The organism is Rhodanobacter sp. C05, from assembly GCF_002001165.1.
In the GTDB taxonomy this organism is placed as follows: domain Bacteria; phylum Pseudomonadota; class Gammaproteobacteria; order Xanthomonadales; family Rhodanobacteraceae; genus Rhodanobacter.
On sequence record NZ_MUNQ01000018.1, the window covers coordinates 182,220 to 200,258 of the forward strand.

An 18,039-nucleotide genomic window follows, 5' to 3' on the forward strand; every position below is an offset into this window, starting at 1 on the left:
CGAGTGCCTACGTGCTTTTCATCCTCGATGTCGCCGGGGCCGCGTTAGGCTTGGCCGTATCCAGGATGGAACGGCGGGGCGCGGCATGGCACGAGCGGCGGCAATCACGGCAGCAGTGGCGTTGCTGTCAGGCGTGCTGCTGGTGCAATGGCTGCCGAATTTGCCGCCACGCTGGTGCCTCGGTCTGCTGCAGTCCGGAGCATTGTTGCTGGCTTGGCGATGGCCACGCGGGCGCTGGCTGGCGTGTGTGCTGTTCGGCATCGTCTGGGCGGCCTGGCATGGCGTCGCGGCAATGGAAGCGCGCCTGCCGCGTGCACTGGAAGGCCAGGATATCGCGGTGATCGGCAGCATCATCGATCTGCCGCAGCCTGGCAGCGATGCCAGCCGGTTCACGCTGCGGGTGGAGCAGGCCACGCTGGATGGCCATCCGGTCGCGTTGCATGGCCGGGTGACGGTGTCCTGGTATGACGACGCGCCATTGTTGCAGCCATGCACCCGCTGGCAGTTGTTGCTGCGGCTGAAACGTCCGCGTGGCCTGCTCAATCCCGGCGTGGCCGACAGCGAGCGCTCGGCGCTGGAGCGCGGCATCGTGGCCACCGGTTATGTACGCGACGACCCCGGCAATACCCAATTGGCTGCTCCGCACTGGTGCATCGATGGCGTGCGCGATGCGATCGCCCGCGGCATCGCCGCACGCGTGCATGATCCGCACGATGCAACGCTGCTGCAGGCGTTCTCGGTCGGCGACACGCGTGGGCTGGAGCAGCGCGACTGGGAAGTCGCGCGGGCGAACGGCGTGTCGCACCTGATCGCGATTTCCGGTTTCCACGTCGGCGTGGCGGCGGTGTTCGGAGTCTGGCTGGCGATGCTGGCCTATCTGCTGTGTCCGCGGCTGGCGCTGCGGTTGCCGCGTCCGCAGGCGCAGGCGGCCGGCGCGTTGCTGGTCGCCGGCATCTATAGCGCGCTGGCCGGTTTCGGCCTGCCCACGGTGCGCACCTTGCTGATGATCGCGGTGGTCGCCGTGGCGCGCTGCAGCCGGCGCAGCAGCAGCGGCGCGCACTCGCTGGCGCTGGCGATGATCGCGATCCTGCTGTTCGATCCGCTGGCAGTCCTGGCGGCGGGGTTCTGGTTGTCGTTCGTCGGCGTGGCGTTCCTGATGCTGTGCCTGCAGTCGCACGGCCGCGGCCTGCGTGCGTTCCTGCATGAGCTGTCGGCCGGGCAGATGGTGATGACGGTGTCACTGCTGCCGCTGACTTTGTGGTTTTTCGGGCAGGCTTCGCTGGTAGGGGCGTTGTCCAACCTGATCGCGGTGCCGCTGGTCAGTTTCGTGATCGTGCCATGCGCGTTGTGTGGCATGTTGCTGCTGGGACTGTGCCCGCCGCTGGCCACACCGGTGCTGTGGCTGGCCGCGCAACTGGCACACGCACAATGGTGGCTGCTGGAACAGATGGCGGACTGGCCCGGTGCACACTGGTATCTGCCGACTGTGCAGCCGTGGGCGTTGCTGCTGGCGGTACTGGGCGCGCTGTGGCTGTTCCTGCCGCGCGGCATGCCGTTGCGCGGATTCGGTGTGCTGCTGTTCCTGCCGCTGTTGTGGCCACCGCGCCCGTTACTCGGCGATGGCGCGTTCCAGGTCTGGGTGCTGGATGTGGGACAGGGCTTGTCGGTGCTGCTGCGCACTCGCGATCACGCACTGGTCTATGACACTGGCGCGCGTTATCCATCCGGTTTCGATCTCGGTGAGGCAGCCGTGTTGCCGTCGATCCATGCGTTGGGCATCACGCACCTGGACATGCTGATGATCAGTCATGGCGACAACGATCATGCCGGTGGTGCGCAGGCGGTTGTAACCGCTTTCCCGGAGGCGCAGCGCTATACCGGCGAGCCGGCACGGATGGCACGAATGAAGTTGCCAATGCGCCAGTGTGTTGCCGGACAATCGTGGCAATGGGATGGTGTGCGTTTTCGCGTGCTGAGTCCGGCCGATGATGGTGGCGATCGCGACAACGACAGCTCCTGCGTGTTGCTGGTCGAGGGGCGCGGCGGCCATCTGCTGCTGACCGGCGATATCAGTTCGAAGATGGAACCGCAGGTGGCTGCCGCGCTCGATCCAGGGATGCGCCCGGTGCTGCTGGTGCCGCATCACGGCAGCAAGACCTCGTCCAGCGCGGGCTTCATCGCTGCGCTGCAACCGCCCCTGGCGGTGGTGTCGGCGGGCTGGCGCAACCGCTTCGGTCATCCGAAGCCCGAGGTGCTGGCGCGTTATGCCGAGGCTGGCGTGCCGGTGTTCAATACTGCTGTGGAGGGGGCGATTCCGCTGGATTTTCCTGCCGATGCCCCCGCCCGGCGCGAACGTGGCTGGCGCTGGCGCCAGCCACGTTACTGGCGTGAATGAGGGATTGCCACGCGTGCCGCAGTACGACGGGGCGGGACTGCTATCATGCGCGCTTCCTGACAGGTCGTGCGGTGGGGTCGAAAGTGCTGGAAATCCTGATGGCTGGCGGCTGGGCGATGGTGCCCATCCTGATCTGCTCGGCGATCGCGCTGGCGATCGTGCTGGAGCGTTGCTGGACCTTGCGCCGCAAATCGGTGCTGCCGCCGGGTCTGGGCGACGAGGTACGCGAGTGGGCACGTACCGGTCAGTTGTATCCGGCGCACCTGGAAGCGCTGACGAACGGTTCCCCGTTGGGTGAATTGCTGGCCTCGGCGCTGGCAGTGCGCAACCAGCCGCGCGACCTCATCAAGGAGCGCATCGAGGACACCGGTCGGCACGTGATCCACCGGATGGAGCGTTATCTCAACACGCTGGGCACGATCGCGCTGATTGGCCCGCTGCTGGGCCTGTTCGGTACCGTGATCGGCCTGATCCGCATGTTCATGGAAGTCATGGCCGGCGGCATCGGCGATCCGGCCAAGATGGCCGGCGGCATCGGCGAGGCGCTGATCTGCACCGCGTCGGGCCTGACCGTGGCGATTCCCGCCTATGTGCTGCACCGTTATTTCCGTTCGCGCGTGGCTGGCTATTGCGTGGAGATGGAGAAACAGGCCACCGCCTTGCTCGACGACCTGACCCTGGCGCCTGCAGCGACTGCGCCGGCACCTGCGCGCCCGCGTCGTACGACGCCGGCATCGTCCGCGCCGAACGCGGGCTGAGCACGCACCGATGCGTATCAGCAATGACCGCCGCGGGGATGATTTCGAGATCAACGTGATCCCGTTGATCGACGTACTGCTGACCCTGTTGATGTTCTTCGTGCTGACCAGCACCTTTGTGCAGCACTCGCGCCTGCAGGTGACCTTGCCCAAGGCAAGCACGCAGGATCGCGACATGAACGCTCCGGCGCTGACCATCATGATCGACCGGGACGGCCGCTACTACGTGGGCAGCGACGAGGTGATGGGCGAGGGCATCGAGCCGCTCAAGCAGGCCATCGCGCGCAACGCGGGTGCCGACCACGACCGGCCAGTGACGATCCGTGCCGACGCGATGACGCCGAACCAGGACGTGGTCACCGCGATGGATGCGCTGGGCCAGCTCGGCTTCACCAAGCTGTCGATCGCCACTACGCCGAGCAAGCCAGGCGCGGCTCAGTGAGCAAGTCGAAGGCCCGCATGTGGGGTGCCGAAAGCTGGCGTGTCTACAAGCGCCTGCTTGGCTATTCCGCACGCTACTGGCCGATCGGTCTGGTCGCGATGGTCGGCATGGCAGCCGATGGTGGCGGCCTGGCGCTTTTCACGAATCTGCTGAAAACCATGATCGACGGCCTTTTCGTGAGAAAGGATCCGTATCTGATCTTCTGGATGCCGATCTGGATCATCGGCATCTTTCTGGTGCGCTCCTGCGGCACCTTCGTCAGCGATTACGGCATCTCGTACATCGGCCGTCATGTCGTGCAGAAGATGCGGCACGATGTCTTTGCGGCCTATCTGAGGCTGCCGGCGTCGTTCTTCGGCGGCGAATCCTCGGGCCAGCAGATTTCACGCATCACCTATACCAGTGAACAGGTGGCGTCGGCGGCCACCGATGCACTGAAGGTTTCCGTCACCGACGGCCTCACCGTCATCTACATGTTCATCGTGATGCTGTACAACAGCGCCTATCTCACCATGTCGCTGTTGATCATGGTGCCGGCGATCGCCTTCGTGGCCACCGTGGTGAGCAGGCGCTACCGGCTGATCAGCCGCAGGATCCAGGGCACGATGGGATCGGTCACCGGCACGGTCGAGGAATCGGTCGGTGCACACCGCGAAGTGCGCATCTACGGCGGCCAGGAGCATGAGGCCAGGCGTTTCGACGCGATAACCGAACGCACGCGCTCGCTCAATCTCAAGATTTCAGCGACGAACGCGGCATCCAGCTCCACGGTCCAGCTGATAGCCGCAACAGCCATGGCTGCCCTGGTCTTTCTGGGCACCCGGCCAGACGTGCTGTATCAGATGTCGCCCGGCAAATTCTTTGCCGTCCTGATCGCGATGGGCACGATGCTGCCGTCGCTGAAACGCTTGGCCACGGTGCAGGCGAATATCCAGCGTGGCCTGTCCGCTGCTGAAGACCTCTTTGAAGTCATCGACCTGCCACCGGAAACCGATGATGGCAAGCTCGAACTGGTGCGCACTCGCGGCGACCTGCGCTTCGAGGATGTGCGAATGGTTTATCCACGCGAAGGATTCGAAGCGTTGCGCGGTGTCACGCTGCAATGCGCACCGGGAACGGTGACCGCGCTGGTGGGGCGTTCCGGCAGCGGCAAGAGCAGTCTGGTCAGCCTGTTGCCACGCTTCAATGAGTCAAGCGCTGGCCGCATCGTGCTCGACGACCATGATTACCGGGAATACACACTGGCTTCGTTGCGCCGCCAGATCGCCTGGGTCGGACAGAACGTGGTGCTGTTCGATGACACGGTCGCCAACAACATCGCCTATGGTGAGCTGGCCGGAGCAAGTGAGGCGGACATCATTGCCGCTGCCGAAGCCGCCAATGCGATGGAATTCATCGAACGCCTGCCCAAGGGCATTCACACGCAGATCGGCCAGAGCGGAAACACGCTCTCCGGCGGCCAGCGCCAGCGTCTTGCGATCGCCCGCGCGATTCTCAAGAATGCGCCGATCCTGGTGCTGGACGAAGCCACCAGCGCACTCGATACCGAGTCGGAGCGGCTGATCCAGCAGGCGCTGCAGCGCTTGATGAAGGATCGCACCACGTTGGTGATTGCACATCGCCTGTCGACAGTCGAGGGCGCCGAACAGATCGCGGTGATGGACCAGGGCTGCATCGTCGAGCGTGGCACGCATGCCGAGCTGATCGCGCTGAATGGACAGTACGCCGCGCTGCACCGCATGCAGTTCCACGATCACGCCGATCAACAGGCTGGCGACTGAGGATCACCGATGGCGCTGATCGATACGCTCGAATCAGCCTGGTACGGCGGTGGCCGCGCTCCGTGGTGGACATGGCCGTTGATGCTGCTTTACGGCGGCGTGGTTCGTCTGCGTGGCTGGCTGTATCGATCCGGTGCACTGCGCAGTGTGCGGCTGCCGGTTCCTGTCGTGGTGATCGGCAACCTCAGCGTGGGCGGTACCGGCAAGACACCATTGACGATCGCGGTGGTCGAAGCCTTGCACGCACGTGGCTACCAGCCTGGTGTGGTCAGCCGCGGCCATGGCGGCAGCCAGCGCGAGCCGTTGTTGCTGGGCGAAGCACCCGATCCGATACAGGTTGGTGACGAACCCTGCCTGATCCACGCCACGGGCGTGCAAGTGGCCGTAGGGCGGGATCGTCCTGCGGCAGCACGGTTGCTGCTCGACGCCGGCTGCAATGTGCTGGTGGCCGACGATGGACTGCAACACTACCGGCTGGCGCGCGATGTGGAGATCTGCGTGATCGACGGCGTGCGCCGGTTCGGCAACCGGCGGTTGTTGCCGGCTGGGCCATTGCGCGAGCCGCTGAGCCGACTGCAGCGCGTGGATCTGCGTGTCTGCAATGGCGGTGTCGCCGAAACGGGTGAATATCCGATGCAGCTACGCGGTGGTGAGGTGGTGGCGCTGGATGACGGTCGGCGGCAACCACTGGCCAGTTTCAGCAGTCAGCAGGTGCATGCGGTGGCGGCGATCGGCAACCCGCAGCGATTTTTCGACAGCCTGCGTGCGATGGGCATTGGAGTCATCGAGCATGCGTTCGCCGATCATCACGCGTTCGCAGCAGCCGATCTGGCCTTTGTGGAGGATCTGCCGGTGCTGATGACCGACAAGGATGCGGTGAAATGCCGGCAGTTCGTCCAGCCGCACTGGTGGCGGGTGCCGGTACATGCCGAATTGCCATCAGCCTTTGTCGATGCGCTGATCCAGCGCATCGAGGCGTCAGATCGCCACTGACTCACCGCCCACATAGACCTCGCGCACCATCGACCCACCGATCCAGTAGCACAGCTCGGCGGGCCGCTTCGCCTGCCAGACCACCAGATCCGCACGCTGACCGACAGCCAGGGTGCCGCGATCGTGCAGGCCGAGTGCGCGTGCCGCGTTGATGGTGACGCCGTGCAGCGCTTCCCCAGGTGTCAGCCGGAACAGCGTGCAGGCCATGCCGGCAGCCAGCCGCAGCGACAGCAGGGGCGAGGTACCTGGATTGCAGTCGGTGGCGATCGCGATGGGTACCCGGTGCTCACGCAGTAGCGCAATCGGTGGCAACTTCGTTTCACGCAGTGCGTAGAATGCGCCGGGCAACAGCACCGCGACGGTGCCGGCTTGCGCCATCGCCGCGATGCCGGATTCGCTCAAGTGTTCCAGGTGATCGGCCGACAATCCGCCGAACTCGGCAACCAGCGCAGCGCCGTCCTGATCGGAAAGTTGTTCGGCGTGCAGCTTCACCGGCAGCCCCAGCTGCTTCGCGCGTTCGAATACGCGACGGGTTTCCTCGCGGGTGAAACCGATGTTCTCGCAAAATGCATCGACCGCATCGACCAGACCTTCGGCGGCGAGCCCCGGCAGCAGTTCGTCGCAGACCAGGGTCACATAGTCGTTGCGCCGATCCTTGTATTCCGGTGGCAGCGCATGCAGCCCAAGGAAGCTCGTGCGGACGCTGATTCCCAGCTCGCGGCCGATATGTCGCGCCACCCGCAGCATGCGCCGTTCGCTTTCCAGATCGAGGCCGTAGCCGGACTTGATTTCCAGCGTGGTCACGCCATCGGCGAGCAGGGCCTGCGCGCGCGGCAGCGATTGCGCGAACAGCTGCTCCTCGCTGGCGGCACGGGTGGCATTGACCGTGGAAACGATGCCGCCGCCGGCACGGGCGATCTCCTCGTAGCTGGCACCATTCAGGCGCAGGTCGAATTCCTGCGCACGGTCGCCACCGAATACCAGATGGGTATGGCAGTCGATCAGTCCCGGTGTGACCAGCGCAGCATCCAGCGATTCCACGGTCACGGCCAGCTCGTTCGGCGCCGCCGGCAGCGCATCCATCAGGCCGACCCAGGCGATGCGACCGTGATGCAGCGCGATGGCACCATGCTCGATCAAGCCACAGGCGGTGTCGCCAGCGAAGGTGGCCAACGTGGCATTCAACAGCAACCTATCCCAACGTGGCTCGCTCATGTTTCCGGTGACTCCGTGGCTGCGTTCATGGCTGACGGGATGGCTCATCGTCCACGTCATCCTGCGGAGCGGCTGGTTCGTCGAAGGCGCTGGTAATGCCGACGTGCTGCAAGGCCTCGGCTTCCAGTCTGGCCTTCTCGCTGCTTTCGGCATGCGCAGCCTGTTGCCGCTCGAAGTCCTGCACCATGCGCTCGGCGAAATCCTTGTACACCGGCGTGGGACAGAACAGCGAAGCCGCGGCGCGGGCGAGCAGGCAGGCCGCCATGATCGGGATCACCATGCCCTGATTGTCGGTCAGCTCCATCGCGATCACCGCCGAGGTCAGCGGCGCACCAGTGACGCCGGCCAGATATGCACTCATGCCCAGCAGTACCACCGCACTGGCCGGTACGCCCGGCAGGAAATGGGCGATGTTCTGGCCGAGGCCAGCGCCTACGGCAAGCGCGGGCGAGAAGATACCGCCAGGAATGCCAGCCCAGTAGGAGACCACATTCGCCAGCAGCTTGGCGATGCCGAAACTCTGGCCCGGCGTGGTGGCTGCTTCCTGCACGAACGCGCGTGCCTGGTCGTAGCCGGTGCCGTAGACCGTGTTGTGTGACAGCACTCCGATCACCGCCAGCGCCAGACCGCAACCGGTGGCAAACAGCACCGGCGCATACGCGCGCAGCCGGCCGATGTACGCCAGTGGTCCATGGCGGCTAAGCAGGATCAGCCGCGCGAACAGGCCACCGAGCAGGCCGCAGATGACGCCGGTCAGCAACACCGCCAGCCATGCATGACCCAGGGGCAGCTCGGCCTGCACCCTGCCGAAGTACGAGTAGTTGCCCATGATGCCGAGCGACACCACGCCGCCAATGAATACCGCGGTCAGCAACAGGCCGCTGAAGCGATGCTCGAATGTGCCGGCCAGTTCCTCGATCGCGAACACCACACCGGCCAGCGGGGCATTGAAGGCGGCAGCGATGCCGCAGGCACCGCCAGCGAGGATGAAGCGCGAAGCGGCCTTGGGATCGGTGAAGCCAAAACGGCGGCCCAGCCAGTGGAACAGCCCGGCGCCGACATGCACGGTGGGCCCCTCGCGTCCGATCGAGGCACCCACGGCCAGCGCAACCAGGGTCAGTGTCATCTTGCCGGCGGCAATCGGCAGCGACAGCATGCGTTCGCGAAAACCCTCGTCCTCGATATGCAGGGTGCCGATCACCTGTGGAATACCACTGCCGCGGGTGGCGCGCAGGCGCCCTTCGGTGACCCAGGCGAGCAGGCCGAACACCACCGGGGTCAGGATCAGCGGAATCCATACGCCATGGCTGAGGATCTGCTGGAACAGCTGATAAGCCCAGTTGCTGGCCTTGGCAAACAGGATCGCCGCCAGTGCCACCAGCACGGCGCCGGACCACAGCACGAGGCGACGCTTCCACTCGTGCGGCGCAAAGAATTCGTGGCCAAGCAACGCCTGCAGGCGCGGATTCGACGACTTCGATACCGGTTCGGGCGATTCGGACATGGCGCGATTATCGCAGACACCGCGCCATGTCCGACATAGTCAGCGCGGTCGCCAACGCGTTTCGTACAGATCGAAGCGGCGATCTTTCAAATTCTGCACCGCGCCGGCGTTGCGCGCACGGGCCAGGCTTTCCAGCCGCAGGTCGGCGAACAGCACGGTCTCGATGTTCGGTGTGGAATCGGCGGCGATGCCGTCGCGTGCGAACGGGAAGTCGCTGGGCGTGAGGATGCAGCTCTGGCCGTACTGGATGTCGAAATTGTTGACGCCAGGCAGGTTGCCGACGTTGCCGGAGAGCACCACGTAGCACTGGTTCTCGATCGCCCGCGCCTGCGAGCAGTAGCGCACGCGCAGGTAGCCCTCGCGCACGTCGGTGCAGAACGGCACGAACAGGATCAGCGCGCCCTGGTCGGTGAGGTGGCGGGCGACTTCCGGGAATTCGGAGTCGTAGCAGATCATCACGCCGATCGGCCCGCAGTCGGTGAGCACCGTCGCCGCGCTGTCGCCCCCGCTGATGTTCCACACGTTCCGTTCGCTCGGCGTGGGATGCAGCTTCTCGCGCTCGTGGATCGAACCATCGCGCAGGCACACATAGCAGACGTTGTGGATGTCGCCGTTCGGTTGCTCGGTCGGATGCGAGCCGGCGACGATGTTGATGTTGTAGTGCACCGCGAGATGACTGAAGAGTTCCTTTACTTGCGGCGTGTACTGACTGAGCTTGCGGATCGTGTCGAACGGCGACTGCTCTTCGTTCTCGATCGACAGCAGCTGCAGCGTGATCAGCTCGGGGAAGGTGACGAAATCGGCGTTGTAGTCGGCGGCGATGTCGGTGAAGTATTCGACCTGGGTGGCGAACTCCTCGAACGACTTGATGCGCCGCTGCTGGTACTGCACCGAGGCCACCCGCACGGAGTCGGGCAGGCGCTGCGTCGAGGGGATCGACGGCATGTCCGGATGGTCGAGCAGGCGCGGATTGCGCCAGACCAGGTGCACCGCATAGCCGAGCGAGTCGTAGTCGGACGGCACATACGCGCGCAGGAGTCCGATCGCCTCGAAATCGTTGTTGAGCTGGAAACTCAGGGTGAGATCGCGCCGCTTGCCTTCCACCACAGCCTGCACGTACGCCTCGGCGCTGCCGTAGCGTTGCATGTTCTTCGCCAGGCCTGGAATGCGCCCACCAAACACGATGCCGCGCAACTTGAGGTCGATACACAGGCGTTTGCGTGCCTGGTACAGCCGCTGGCCGATGCGCATGCCGCGGTAGTCCGGATGCACCACCACTTCCATGCCGTACAGCCAGTCGCCGTCGGGCTTGTGGCGCGAGCCCATGCCGCCGCCGGTGATCTGCATCCAGGTATGCGGGGCCAGCGCGGTCGCCTCGTCGATGCGGAACGTGGCGCAGTAGCCGACGAGCACGCCTTCGTACTCCACCACGAACTGGCCTTCGGGGAAGTGCGTCTGCTGGGAGCGCAGCATCTCCGCCGAGTGGCCCCATTCCAGGGTGTAGATTCGCCCGGTGAGTGTGACCAGGGCCGGTACGTCCGCTGGAACTGCCTGCCGCAACAACAGCTTGGGCGTGTGTTCGTTCGTCTTCTTTGCCATCGCTTGATTATGCATAGGGCGGTGGTGGCCCGAGTGAAGACGATGTCATCGGCCCGGTTACACTGCGCGACATCAGCCCGGGAGCAAGTCCATGAGTGATAGCGCAGCCATCCGCAGCTTCAAGACCGGCCAGTTCTGGCAGGCCGGTGGCTGGCACGCCGATGGCTTGCTTGGCGTGGATGCGGGCGGCCGACTGGTCGAGCCTGTTGCTACTTCAGCCGAATCCCTGGGTGCATGGGTTCTGCCCGGCATGCCGAACCTGCATTCGCATGCGTTCCAGCGCGCGATGGCCGGGCTGGCCGAGCGCAAGGGCAGGGCCGACGACAGTTTCTGGAGCTGGCGCGAGACGATGTATGCGTTCGCTGCGGCGATCGGCCCGGACGAACTCAGGGCGATCGCCACCCAGCTCTATGTCGAGATGTTGAAGGCCGGTTACACCCAGGTCTGCGAATTCCACTACCTGCATCACCAGCCGGACGGCACGCCCTATGCGCAGCCGGAGGCGATGTCGCTGGTACTGATCGAGGCGGCACGCGAGGCGGGCATCGCGCTGACCCTGCTGCCGGTGCTGTACATCAGCGGCGGTTTCGACGGTCGCGCGCTCACTGCACGGCAGCGCCGCTTCGGTCACACGGTGGACGGTTATCTGCGTCTGCTGGAAACTCTGCGCCGGCATGAAAGTGAGGGCGTGCGTGTCGGCATTGCCCTGCACTCATTGCGCGCGGTGCCGGAGCGGGCGATGCGCGAGGTGCTTGCCAGCGACGTGGCAAGAACCTGCCCGATCCACATCCACATCGCCGAACAGATCGGTGAGGTGCAGGACTGCCTGGCCACGCGCGGCGCACGGCCGGTGGAGTGGTTGTTCGACCACGCTGAAGTCGATGCGCGCTGGTGTCTGGTGCATGCGACCCACCTGACCACGGTGGAAGCCGCACGGATCGCGCGCAGTGGGGCGGTGGCCGGACTGTGCCCCACTACCGAGGCGAATCTTGGCGACGGGTTGTTCCCATTGGCCGATTATCTCGATGCCGGCGGCACACTGGGCATCGGTTCGGACTCGCACATCTCGATCTCGCCGGTGGAGGAGTTGCGCTGGCTGGAATACGGCCAGCGCCTGCATACGCGTCATCGGAATATCGCAGCACGGCGCGAAGGCGACAGCGTCGGCGAGACGCTGTGGCGCGCCACGTTGCATGGCGGTGCACGGGCTTCCGGCTTGCCCGTTGGCGAGTTGCGTGAGGGTACGCGTGCGGATCTGATCGTGCTGGACGAATCCTCACCCTTGCTGGCTGCACGCGATACACGCTCGGTGCTGGACAGTTTCCTGTTTGCCGGCAATACGCCGCTGGTGCGCGACGTGATGGTCGCTGGTCGCTGGCTCGTGCGGGATTTCCGGCATCACGATGAAGAGCGCATAGCTGCGCGTTATCACAGCGCAGTCACCGCGCTTGCCGCGCAGTGAATCATCGGGCCTGGGAGAAGTTGCGCAGCAGCAGCTGAACGCGCTTCAAATGAATGCCAACCATCTGTTGCGGTTGGCACCGTCATCGTGGAACAGCAAGACACCGTTCCTGGCGACACATCCCCATCAAGGAGTGTCCCCATGCGTCGTTTCATGTCCGTGCTGTTGATGTCTGCCGTGTTGCTCAGTGGCTGCGTGATGGTGCCGGGACGACCGGTGGGTGTCTGGGTGCCGGGTTATTGGGCAGTCGGCCATGTCTGGGTCGGCGGCCACTATCACTACCGTTGATTGCTCAGCCATTCCGCACCATAAAAAGCTGCGCCAGCCCTGCCGCTGGCGCAGCCTCCTGCCGCTGACTGCTTACGGAGTCGCCGGCGAGGCCGGGTGCTGAGCCTTGAACTGTTCCCACTGCTGCTTGCGGGCCTGCTGCTGGGCCTTGAAGGTGGCCAGCTGCGCCTTCTGCGGCGCGGTCAGTACGGCGTAGACCTGCGCACGGATATTGGCGCGCTGCTGCACACGCTGCTGAGTTGCTGCGCCTTCCGCCTGGGCCAGACTGGCTGCGGCTGCCTGGTAGCCGACCTGATCAGGGGTCATCGAGGCAAACGCGCTGCGCTGCTGGTGAAGCGCCTGACGCTGTGTCTTGTTCTGGGCAAAGCTGTTCTGCATGATCTGCTTGATGCTGGCACGCTGGGCATCAGTCAGGTTGAGCTTGCTGAAGGCCATGAACTGGCCGTGGTGCTGGCCGTGGTGCCCGCCGCCGAATGAACCGGCGCCCGGAGCGGCGACAGCAATGGTGGTGGCTGCTACGGCCGAGGCCAGGATCAGGCCGAGTGAGATGCTCTTGCGCATGGGTAGTACCTTTGTCGTAGTGGGGGAGTTTGTCTTGCACCCATTAGACGACCATGTCGCGTGTATGTTCTTTGCCGTAGGGTAAAGATGCGTAAAGAGCATGGTGTTCCCGCAGGCACCCGCTTTGAATGGGTCAAAACCACCCGGCCACCATGTCCAGAATCCTGATTGTCGACGATGACCGCGCGCTATGCAGCTTGCTGGCCGAATATCTCCAGCGCGAAGGCTTTGTCGTGGACATCGCCCATGACGGCGATGCGGCGCTGGCTCAGTTGCGCACCCAGGCATCGAGGCCTGATTTGCTGATACTCGATGTGATGATGCCGGGCCGCGATGGCCTGGAAACCCTGCGGGAGTTACGGCTGCAGTACCGGCTGCCGGTCATCATGCTTTCCGCACGCGGCGAGGCGGTGGACCGGGTGATCGGGCTGGAGCTTGGCGCGGACGACTACCTGGCCAAACCCTGCCTGCCGCGGGAATTGCTTGCGCGCGTGCGTGCGCAGTTGCGACGCAATACACCGGCAGCGGCAGGGACGCTGCAGGTGGGTACGTTGCGCCTGCAACCCAGTGAAAGGCGTGCGTATGCCGAGGGCAAGGAATTGTCGCTGACCGGGGCCGAATTCCTGCTGTTGCAGGTGCTCGCTCAACGTGCCGGCGAACTGGTCGACAAGGCCGTGCTGACGCGCATGGCATTGGGGCGCGAGCTGGAGCGTTTCGACCGCAGTGTCGATGTGCATGTGAGTCGGCTGCGCCACAAATTGATGGAAGCCTCGCCGCAATCTCCGCGTATCGAGTCGGTGCGTGGCGCAGGTTACGTGCTGATCGTGGGTGAGTCATGAACCCGTTCAGGAGTTCGCTGTACTGGCGTGTGCTGATCTGGTTCTGCGTGGCCAACCTGTTGGTGCTTCTGCTTGGCGGCCTGCTGACCCGCGGTTTCATCGAGTACACCACGGCCAGGGAAATCAACTGGGTGCTGCTGGCCCAGAGCGCAGACCAAGCCTATGAAAGCGGCGGTGCCCCGGCGTTGGCCGACTGGTCCGAGCAACAACGGCAGGAGGGTATCGAGGCGACCCTGTATGAGAAGGGTCAGACGCTCTATCCGATTCACCTGCATGCATCCGTCGCGAAATCGCTGCCGAATTGGCTCGAAGAGAACCGCGATATCGTCGTGCAGCCGTGGCCAGGCATCTACATCGCCGTGCAGCAGGTCACCGGCGACGATGGCCAGGTCCGCCAATTGGTGGCGATGAGCAGGACGCATACGCGACTGCGTCCGCAGACCAGGCAAACGATCCTGTTGTGCATTCAGCTGGTGCTGTCGCTGCTGTGCATCGGATTGCTGGGCTGGTGGGTCGCGCGCAGCGTGGCCAGGCCGGTCGAGGCCTTGCGCGAGGCGACCCGGCGCATGGCGGCTGGCGAACTTTCAACTCGGGTCGGCCACCAGGGCGGCATGGCGCACGATGAGCTCGCGCAGCTTGCACTCGACTTCGATGCGATGGCCGAACGCATCGAAGCGCTGGTGACGCACGATCGCGGCGTGTTGCAGGATTTGTCGCACGAACTGCGCTCGCCGCTGGCGCGGCTGCATCTGATCCTCGATCTGGCACAGCGCAGTACCAGTGCGGCCGAAGCGGATTCGTATTTCCGCCAGGCCGAACAGGAGATTGCCCGGCTCGATCGCATGACCGGGGAGATGCTTACTTTATCGCGTCTGGAAGGCGGCATTCCGGGCATGGAACGCGAGCCTGTCGAGTTGGCTGAACTGGTACAGGCGTGCATCGCACAGGCCGAACTGGAAGCCGATGCGCGTCAGGTGCGGCTGCAGTGGATGCCCAGTCGACCGGTCACCGTCCTGGGTAGCCCACTGTTGCTGGAACGGGCCGTGGACAACCTGATCACCAATGCGATCAAGTTCAGCCCTGCAGGCGGCAGCGTGGAGCTTGCCGTGCAGGTTCGCGAGGACAGCGCGGAGTTGTCCATCCGCGATCATGGTCCAGGCGTGCCCGACGCCGAGCTGGAGTCCTTGTTCCGGCCATTCTTTCGTGGCAGCAATGCTGCGTTGACCAACGGTCATGGTCTGGGCCTGGCGATCGTGCAGCGGGTAGTGCAGGTTCATGGCGGAAATATCCACGCCAGCAACGGTGTGCATGGCGGACTGGAAGTGCACCTGCGGTTGCCACTGGCGTCGCCAGTCTAGAGAGGCTTGACGCATTGGCTCAGGTTTTGCCGCTGCTTGTGTCACGCGTGAGATGCAGGTCGTTGAACTTGCGCCGTTCGATCAGTTCGGTGACATGGCCGGCGGCATCGCGACGGAAGATCAGCAGGTTCCTCTCGTCGTCGGTGCCCATGAACACGTCCCTGGCGATCGGTTCGATCCGATTGAACGGCCGACCAGCCCTGGTGACGTAGCCGAGCACGCCATCCTTCACGCTGACCGACCACGCACGGTCCGGCCCATAGCGATAGCTGCCGGTGTAGTCGCCGAGCACGAGTCCGTTGACCTGCAGTTTCGGCGGTGCCGTCGGGATCGTCACGTCCTCGGCGCCGGCCAGCTTCCATGCGCCATCCTGCTTCACGAAGGTGAGCAGCGACTGGTAGCGCACCACCAGTTGTTGTCCGAACACGCTCTCGCGCTCGTACCACTCGACTTGCAGCAGGGCCGTATCGCCGTATTGCTGCACATGCGGATCGCGCAGCTCGATGCTGCCGGACAAGCCCGACGGGAGGGGATGCAGCGAGGCCACCGCATCCTGCTTGTGCTGGATACGACCGAACTCGTCGATGAGAACTGCGTCATGGGTCAGCGTGTGTTCCCACACATCCTGCCTGCCCAAAGGAATCGCATCTACCCAGGCTTGCGTGATCGCCAGCAGCTGAGCACGCAATGTGCTCGGTGCCTCGGTCGCGTGCAGGGCCGATACTGGCAAAACCGTGAGCCATGCCAGCGCTGATGCCAACCGAAACATCCGCATGATCGTTTCTCCTTGATGGATGGCCGTGAGTCTGGATCCGGCACGGAGCTGCAGCATGTGCACCAAGTCATGCGAAGGTCGCAGTGACGCGGCGTGCTTCGCAATCGCTGGCTGATTTGCAACACTGCGGCCTTGCCGTGACCGCCCCGGATTTTTCATGCGTTCGTCTTCGCTTGCTGCTGTGGGTCTCGCGTTATGTGCAGCGTTGTTCTTCACGCTCACCTATGTGCTCAACCGCAGTCTTGTCGCTGGCGGCGGTCATTGGGCGTGGGCGGTGATCCTGCGTTACCTGATCACGCTGCCGTTGCTGGCCACGGTGCTCCCGTTACAGGGCGGCTTGGGCGAATTGCCCCGCGAACTGCGCCGGCATCCACGCACATGGCTGATCTGGAGCAGCGTCGGTTTCGTACTGTTCGGCATTCCGCTGACCTGGGCGGCCAGCAGCGGACCATCGTGGCTGATTGCCGGCAGCTTCCAGACCACCGTGCTGGCCGGACCGTTGCTGGCGCCGCTGATCTATCGCGACGAGCGGCGCCGGTTGGCGTGGCGCACGCTGGCGATCGGTGCGCTGATCGTCGCAGGTGTGTTCGCGCTGCAATGGGGTCACGCGCAGGGCCAGCTGCATGCGAGCGACTGGCTGGCGATCGCTGCGGTGGTGCTGTCCGCGTTTGCATATCCGCTCGGCAACCGCAAGCTGCTGCTGCATCTGGAGCATGGTGAAAGCCATATCAACGCAGTGCAGCGCGTATTCGGCATGACCTTGTGCAGTTGGCCGTTGTGGTTGCTGTTTGCCGGCATCGCCTGGTGCACGATGGGTCCACCGACCCTGCGCGAAGCGTTGCTGGCCGGTGGCGTCGCCCTGTCGTCGGGCACCATCGCCACGGTGATGTTTTTCCGCGCCACCGACATGGTGCGGCGTGAGCCGACCGCGCTGGCTGCGGTCGAGGCGATGCAGGCGGCCGAGCTGCTGTTCGCCACCTTCCTCGGTGTGCTGTTTCTCGACGAGGCATGGCCGCACGGCTATGCGCTGTTTGGTGCACTGGCGATCATCGTCGGCATCGCACTGTTCGGCTGGGTCAGCGGGCGTGGTGCGGCCGGCAATGATGAAGCGGTGCGTGCCTTGCGCAGCGATCGCAGCGCCTGAGAAATCTTCAATCGGCTGAATCGCAAATTATTGCGCCACGCCTGTGATCTGGCTCAGAGCTTCTGCATCCGGGCGTCTGATGTGGCTCGTGGGCCATACCCTCGACAGAGTTGATCTGCGATAGTGTGCTTGGGGAGTGGGCGATCTCCCCCCGCAGGGGGAGATGATGGAGGGGCGCATGGGGGCATGCGCTGTGACGATTGTTTGAACCGGATCGCGCGTTGCTTCGAACCGTTCGCGTTGTCGTCATCACGCAACAGTCTCGTGGTAAGGGCGCGGCTGATTTTGTGACATGATGATTCGGCAAGCATCACGTCAGGCAGCGGCAGGTACGAATTTGGGCATGGACAACAAGCGTGATGGCGCATCGAGCATTCCATTGCCGCAGATAACGGCGGTCGAGCGGTGCGCGGAAGTACGCAGTTTCGATGCCTTCATCCGCGAGCAGTACCGGAGCCTCGTCCAGTTCCTGCGTCGTCGCACAGCGACCGAACAGGACGCCGAAGATGCCGCACAGGAAAGCATGACCAAGTTGCTGCGTTACCGTGAGTCGGAGCCGGCCACTGCCTGGAAGCAGTTGCTGTACCGCATCGCGGTCAATGTGGCGCATGACCAGTTTCGCGTCGCGCATACGCATTGCAGCAGGGACCACGTGGCGCTGGACGGTCATGACATCGCCGACCATGAATATTCGCCGGAAGAGCGTGCCGAATACGAGCAGCAGGTCGCACGCCTTACCCAGGCCATCCTGGCCCTGCCGCCCAAATGCCAGCGTGTCTATCTCCTGAAACGGGTGCACGGTATGAGTCGTGCCCAGATTGCGGCGCGCTGCGGCATTTCCGTGAAGACGGTCGAAAAGCACCTTGCCACGGCACTGGCTTTTTTGAAGCGCAAGGTAGGCGATTCGTCGGCGGACACGTTGTGA

16 protein-coding genes are annotated in these 18,039 nt (G+C 64.2%); 11 read left to right on the forward strand and 5 right to left on the reverse strand.

The genetic code is table 11. The features are described 5' to 3' along the window. Positions 1–85 precede the first annotated feature (85 nt). The 5 genes from B0E51_RS15440 to lpxK all read left to right on the forward strand — a co-directional run bounded on the left by B0E51_RS15440 (position 86) and on the right by lpxK (position 6,369). Entirely contained in the window at positions 86–2,395 is a 2,310-nt protein-coding gene (locus B0E51_RS15440; protein ID WP_077445748.1) for a DNA internalization-related competence protein ComEC/Rec2, read from the forward strand. An 83-nt stretch (positions 2,396–2,478) separates the two neighbouring features. Further along, entirely contained in the window at positions 2,479–3,153 is a 675-nt protein-coding gene (locus B0E51_RS15445) for a MotA/TolQ/ExbB proton channel family protein (RefSeq protein ID WP_217333114.1), read from the forward strand. A gap of 10 nt (positions 3,154–3,163) precedes the next feature. Beyond that, a complete protein-coding gene (locus B0E51_RS15450; RefSeq protein ID WP_077445749.1) occupies positions 3,164–3,595 on the forward strand; it encodes a biopolymer transporter ExbD in 432 nt (143 codons plus the stop codon). 17 nt (positions 3,596–3,612) lie between these two features. After that, entirely contained in the window at positions 3,613–5,376 is a 1,764-nt protein-coding gene (msbA, locus tag B0E51_RS15455) for a lipid A export permease/ATP-binding protein MsbA (protein WP_077445806.1), read from the forward strand. Positions 5,377–5,385: 9 nt separating this feature from the next. Then, entirely contained in the window at positions 5,386–6,369 is a 984-nt protein-coding gene (gene lpxK / locus B0E51_RS15460; protein ID WP_077445750.1) for a tetraacyldisaccharide 4'-kinase, read from the forward strand. On the opposite strand, the gene hutI is transcribed toward lpxK, so the two are convergent. Genes hutI through B0E51_RS15475 form a run of 3 tightly spaced genes read right to left on the reverse strand, consistent with a single transcriptional unit; the run spans position 6,355 to position 10,687 of the window. Continuing rightward, positions 6,355–7,584 (reverse strand): imidazolonepropionase, encoded by a 1,230-nt coding sequence (gene hutI / locus B0E51_RS15465; protein WP_077445751.1) that lies wholly within the window; start codon positions 7,582–7,584, stop codon positions 6,355–6,357. The genes lpxK and hutI overlap by 15 nt on opposite strands. Before the next feature lie 25 nt (positions 7,585–7,609). Continuing rightward, positions 7,610–9,088, reverse strand: coding sequence for a chloride channel protein (locus B0E51_RS15470; protein WP_077445752.1), 1,479 nt, complete (start codon positions 9,086–9,088; stop codon positions 7,610–7,612). Positions 9,089–9,127: 39 nt separating this feature from the next. After that, positions 9,128–10,687 carry a bifunctional GNAT family N-acetyltransferase/carbon-nitrogen hydrolase family protein gene (locus B0E51_RS15475; protein WP_077445753.1) on the reverse strand — a complete coding sequence of 520 codons (1,560 nt, stop codon included), beginning with the start codon at positions 10,685–10,687 and terminating at the stop codon, positions 9,128–9,130. Between the two features lie 91 nt (positions 10,688–10,778). Here B0E51_RS15475 and B0E51_RS15480 point away from each other — a divergent pair, with 91 nt between their 5' ends. Continuing rightward, positions 10,779–12,149, forward strand: a complete 1,371-nt coding sequence (locus B0E51_RS15480) for a formimidoylglutamate deiminase (protein ID WP_077445754.1) — start codon at positions 10,779–10,781, stop codon at positions 12,147–12,149. 141 nt (positions 12,150–12,290) lie between these two features. Continuing rightward, a complete protein-coding gene (locus tag B0E51_RS19545) occupies positions 12,291–12,437 on the forward strand; it encodes a hypothetical protein (RefSeq protein ID WP_168172651.1) in 147 nt (48 codons plus the stop codon). Positions 12,438–12,509: 72 nt separating this feature from the next. Here B0E51_RS19545 and B0E51_RS15485 read toward each other — a convergent pair whose 3' ends face one another. Then, on the reverse strand, positions 12,510–12,998 hold the full coding sequence (locus tag B0E51_RS15485; RefSeq protein ID WP_077445755.1) for a Spy/CpxP family protein refolding chaperone: 489 nt from the start codon (positions 12,996–12,998) through the stop codon (positions 12,510–12,512). A gap of 152 nt (positions 12,999–13,150) precedes the next feature. On the opposite strand from B0E51_RS15485, the gene B0E51_RS15490 reads away from it, so the two are divergent. Both B0E51_RS15490 and B0E51_RS15495 read left to right on the forward strand, forming a co-directional pair. Beyond that, complete coding sequence (locus B0E51_RS15490) at positions 13,151–13,837, forward strand: response regulator transcription factor (RefSeq protein ID WP_077445756.1); 687 nt, start codon at positions 13,151–13,153, stop codon at positions 13,835–13,837. Continuing rightward, positions 13,834–15,195, forward strand: a complete 1,362-nt coding sequence (locus B0E51_RS15495; protein WP_077445757.1) for a HAMP domain-containing sensor histidine kinase — start codon at positions 13,834–13,836, stop codon at positions 15,193–15,195. Before B0E51_RS15490 ends, B0E51_RS15495 begins: the two co-directional genes overlap by 4 nt. 19 nt (positions 15,196–15,214) lie before the next feature. Here the strand turns inward: B0E51_RS15495 and B0E51_RS15500 are convergent, their stop codons facing one another. Continuing rightward, positions 15,215–15,970 (reverse strand): nuclear transport factor 2 family protein, encoded by a 756-nt coding sequence (locus B0E51_RS15500; RefSeq protein WP_168172652.1) that lies wholly within the window; start codon positions 15,968–15,970, stop codon positions 15,215–15,217. A gap of 157 nt (positions 15,971–16,127) precedes the next feature. On the opposite strand from B0E51_RS15500, the gene B0E51_RS15505 reads away from it, so the two are divergent. Together B0E51_RS15505 and B0E51_RS15510 are read left to right on the forward strand one after the other, a co-directional pair. Continuing rightward, entirely contained in the window at positions 16,128–17,114 is a 987-nt protein-coding gene (locus B0E51_RS15505) for a multidrug resistance efflux transporter family protein (RefSeq protein WP_077445759.1), read from the forward strand. Positions 17,115–17,457: 343 nt separating this feature from the next. Beyond that, positions 17,458–18,039: an RNA polymerase sigma factor gene (locus B0E51_RS15510; protein WP_168172653.1), complete on the forward strand. Its 582-nt coding sequence runs from the start codon at positions 17,458–17,460 to the stop codon at positions 18,037–18,039.

What these genes read in the sequence shown, in the direction of transcription:
- B0E51_RS15480 (WP_077445754.1), top strand. Translation starts at nt 10,779, where the DNA reads ATGAGTGATAGCGCAGCCATCCGCAGCTTCAAGACCGGCCAGTTCTGG.
- B0E51_RS15495 (WP_077445757.1), top strand. Translation starts at nt 13,834, where the DNA reads ATGAACCCGTTCAGGAGTTCGCTGTACTGGCGTGTGCTGATCTGGTTC.
- lpxK (WP_077445750.1), top strand. Translation starts at nt 5,386, where the DNA reads ATGGCGCTGATCGATACGCTCGAATCAGCCTGGTACGGCGGTGGCCGC.
- B0E51_RS15475 (WP_077445753.1), bottom strand. Translation starts at nt 10,687, where the DNA reads ATGGCAAAGAAGACGAACGAACACACGCCCAAGCTGTTGTTGCGGCAG.
- B0E51_RS15440 (WP_077445748.1), top strand. Translation starts at nt 86, where the DNA reads ATGGCACGAGCGGCGGCAATCACGGCAGCAGTGGCGTTGCTGTCAGGC.
- B0E51_RS15490 (WP_077445756.1), top strand. Translation starts at nt 13,151, where the DNA reads ATGTCCAGAATCCTGATTGTCGACGATGACCGCGCGCTATGCAGCTTG.
- B0E51_RS15485 (WP_077445755.1), bottom strand. Translation starts at nt 12,998, where the DNA reads ATGCGCAAGAGCATCTCACTCGGCCTGATCCTGGCCTCGGCCGTAGCA.
- B0E51_RS15500 (WP_168172652.1), bottom strand. Translation starts at nt 15,970, where the DNA reads ATGCGGATGTTTCGGTTGGCATCAGCGCTGGCATGGCTCACGGTTTTG.
- B0E51_RS15505 (WP_077445759.1), top strand. Translation starts at nt 16,128, where the DNA reads ATGCGTTCGTCTTCGCTTGCTGCTGTGGGTCTCGCGTTATGTGCAGCG.
- B0E51_RS15470 (WP_077445752.1), bottom strand. Translation starts at nt 9,088, where the DNA reads ATGTCCGAATCGCCCGAACCGGTATCGAAGTCGTCGAATCCGCGCCTG.
- B0E51_RS15510 (WP_168172653.1), top strand. Translation starts at nt 17,458, where the DNA reads ATGGACAACAAGCGTGATGGCGCATCGAGCATTCCATTGCCGCAGATA.
- B0E51_RS15450 (WP_077445749.1), top strand. Translation starts at nt 3,164, where the DNA reads ATGCGTATCAGCAATGACCGCCGCGGGGATGATTTCGAGATCAACGTG.
- B0E51_RS19545 (WP_168172651.1), top strand. Translation starts at nt 12,291, where the DNA reads ATGCGTCGTTTCATGTCCGTGCTGTTGATGTCTGCCGTGTTGCTCAGT.
- msbA (WP_077445806.1), top strand. Translation starts at nt 3,613, where the DNA reads ATGTGGGGTGCCGAAAGCTGGCGTGTCTACAAGCGCCTGCTTGGCTAT.
- hutI (WP_077445751.1), bottom strand. Translation starts at nt 7,584, where the DNA reads ATGAGCGAGCCACGTTGGGATAGGTTGCTGTTGAATGCCACGTTGGCC.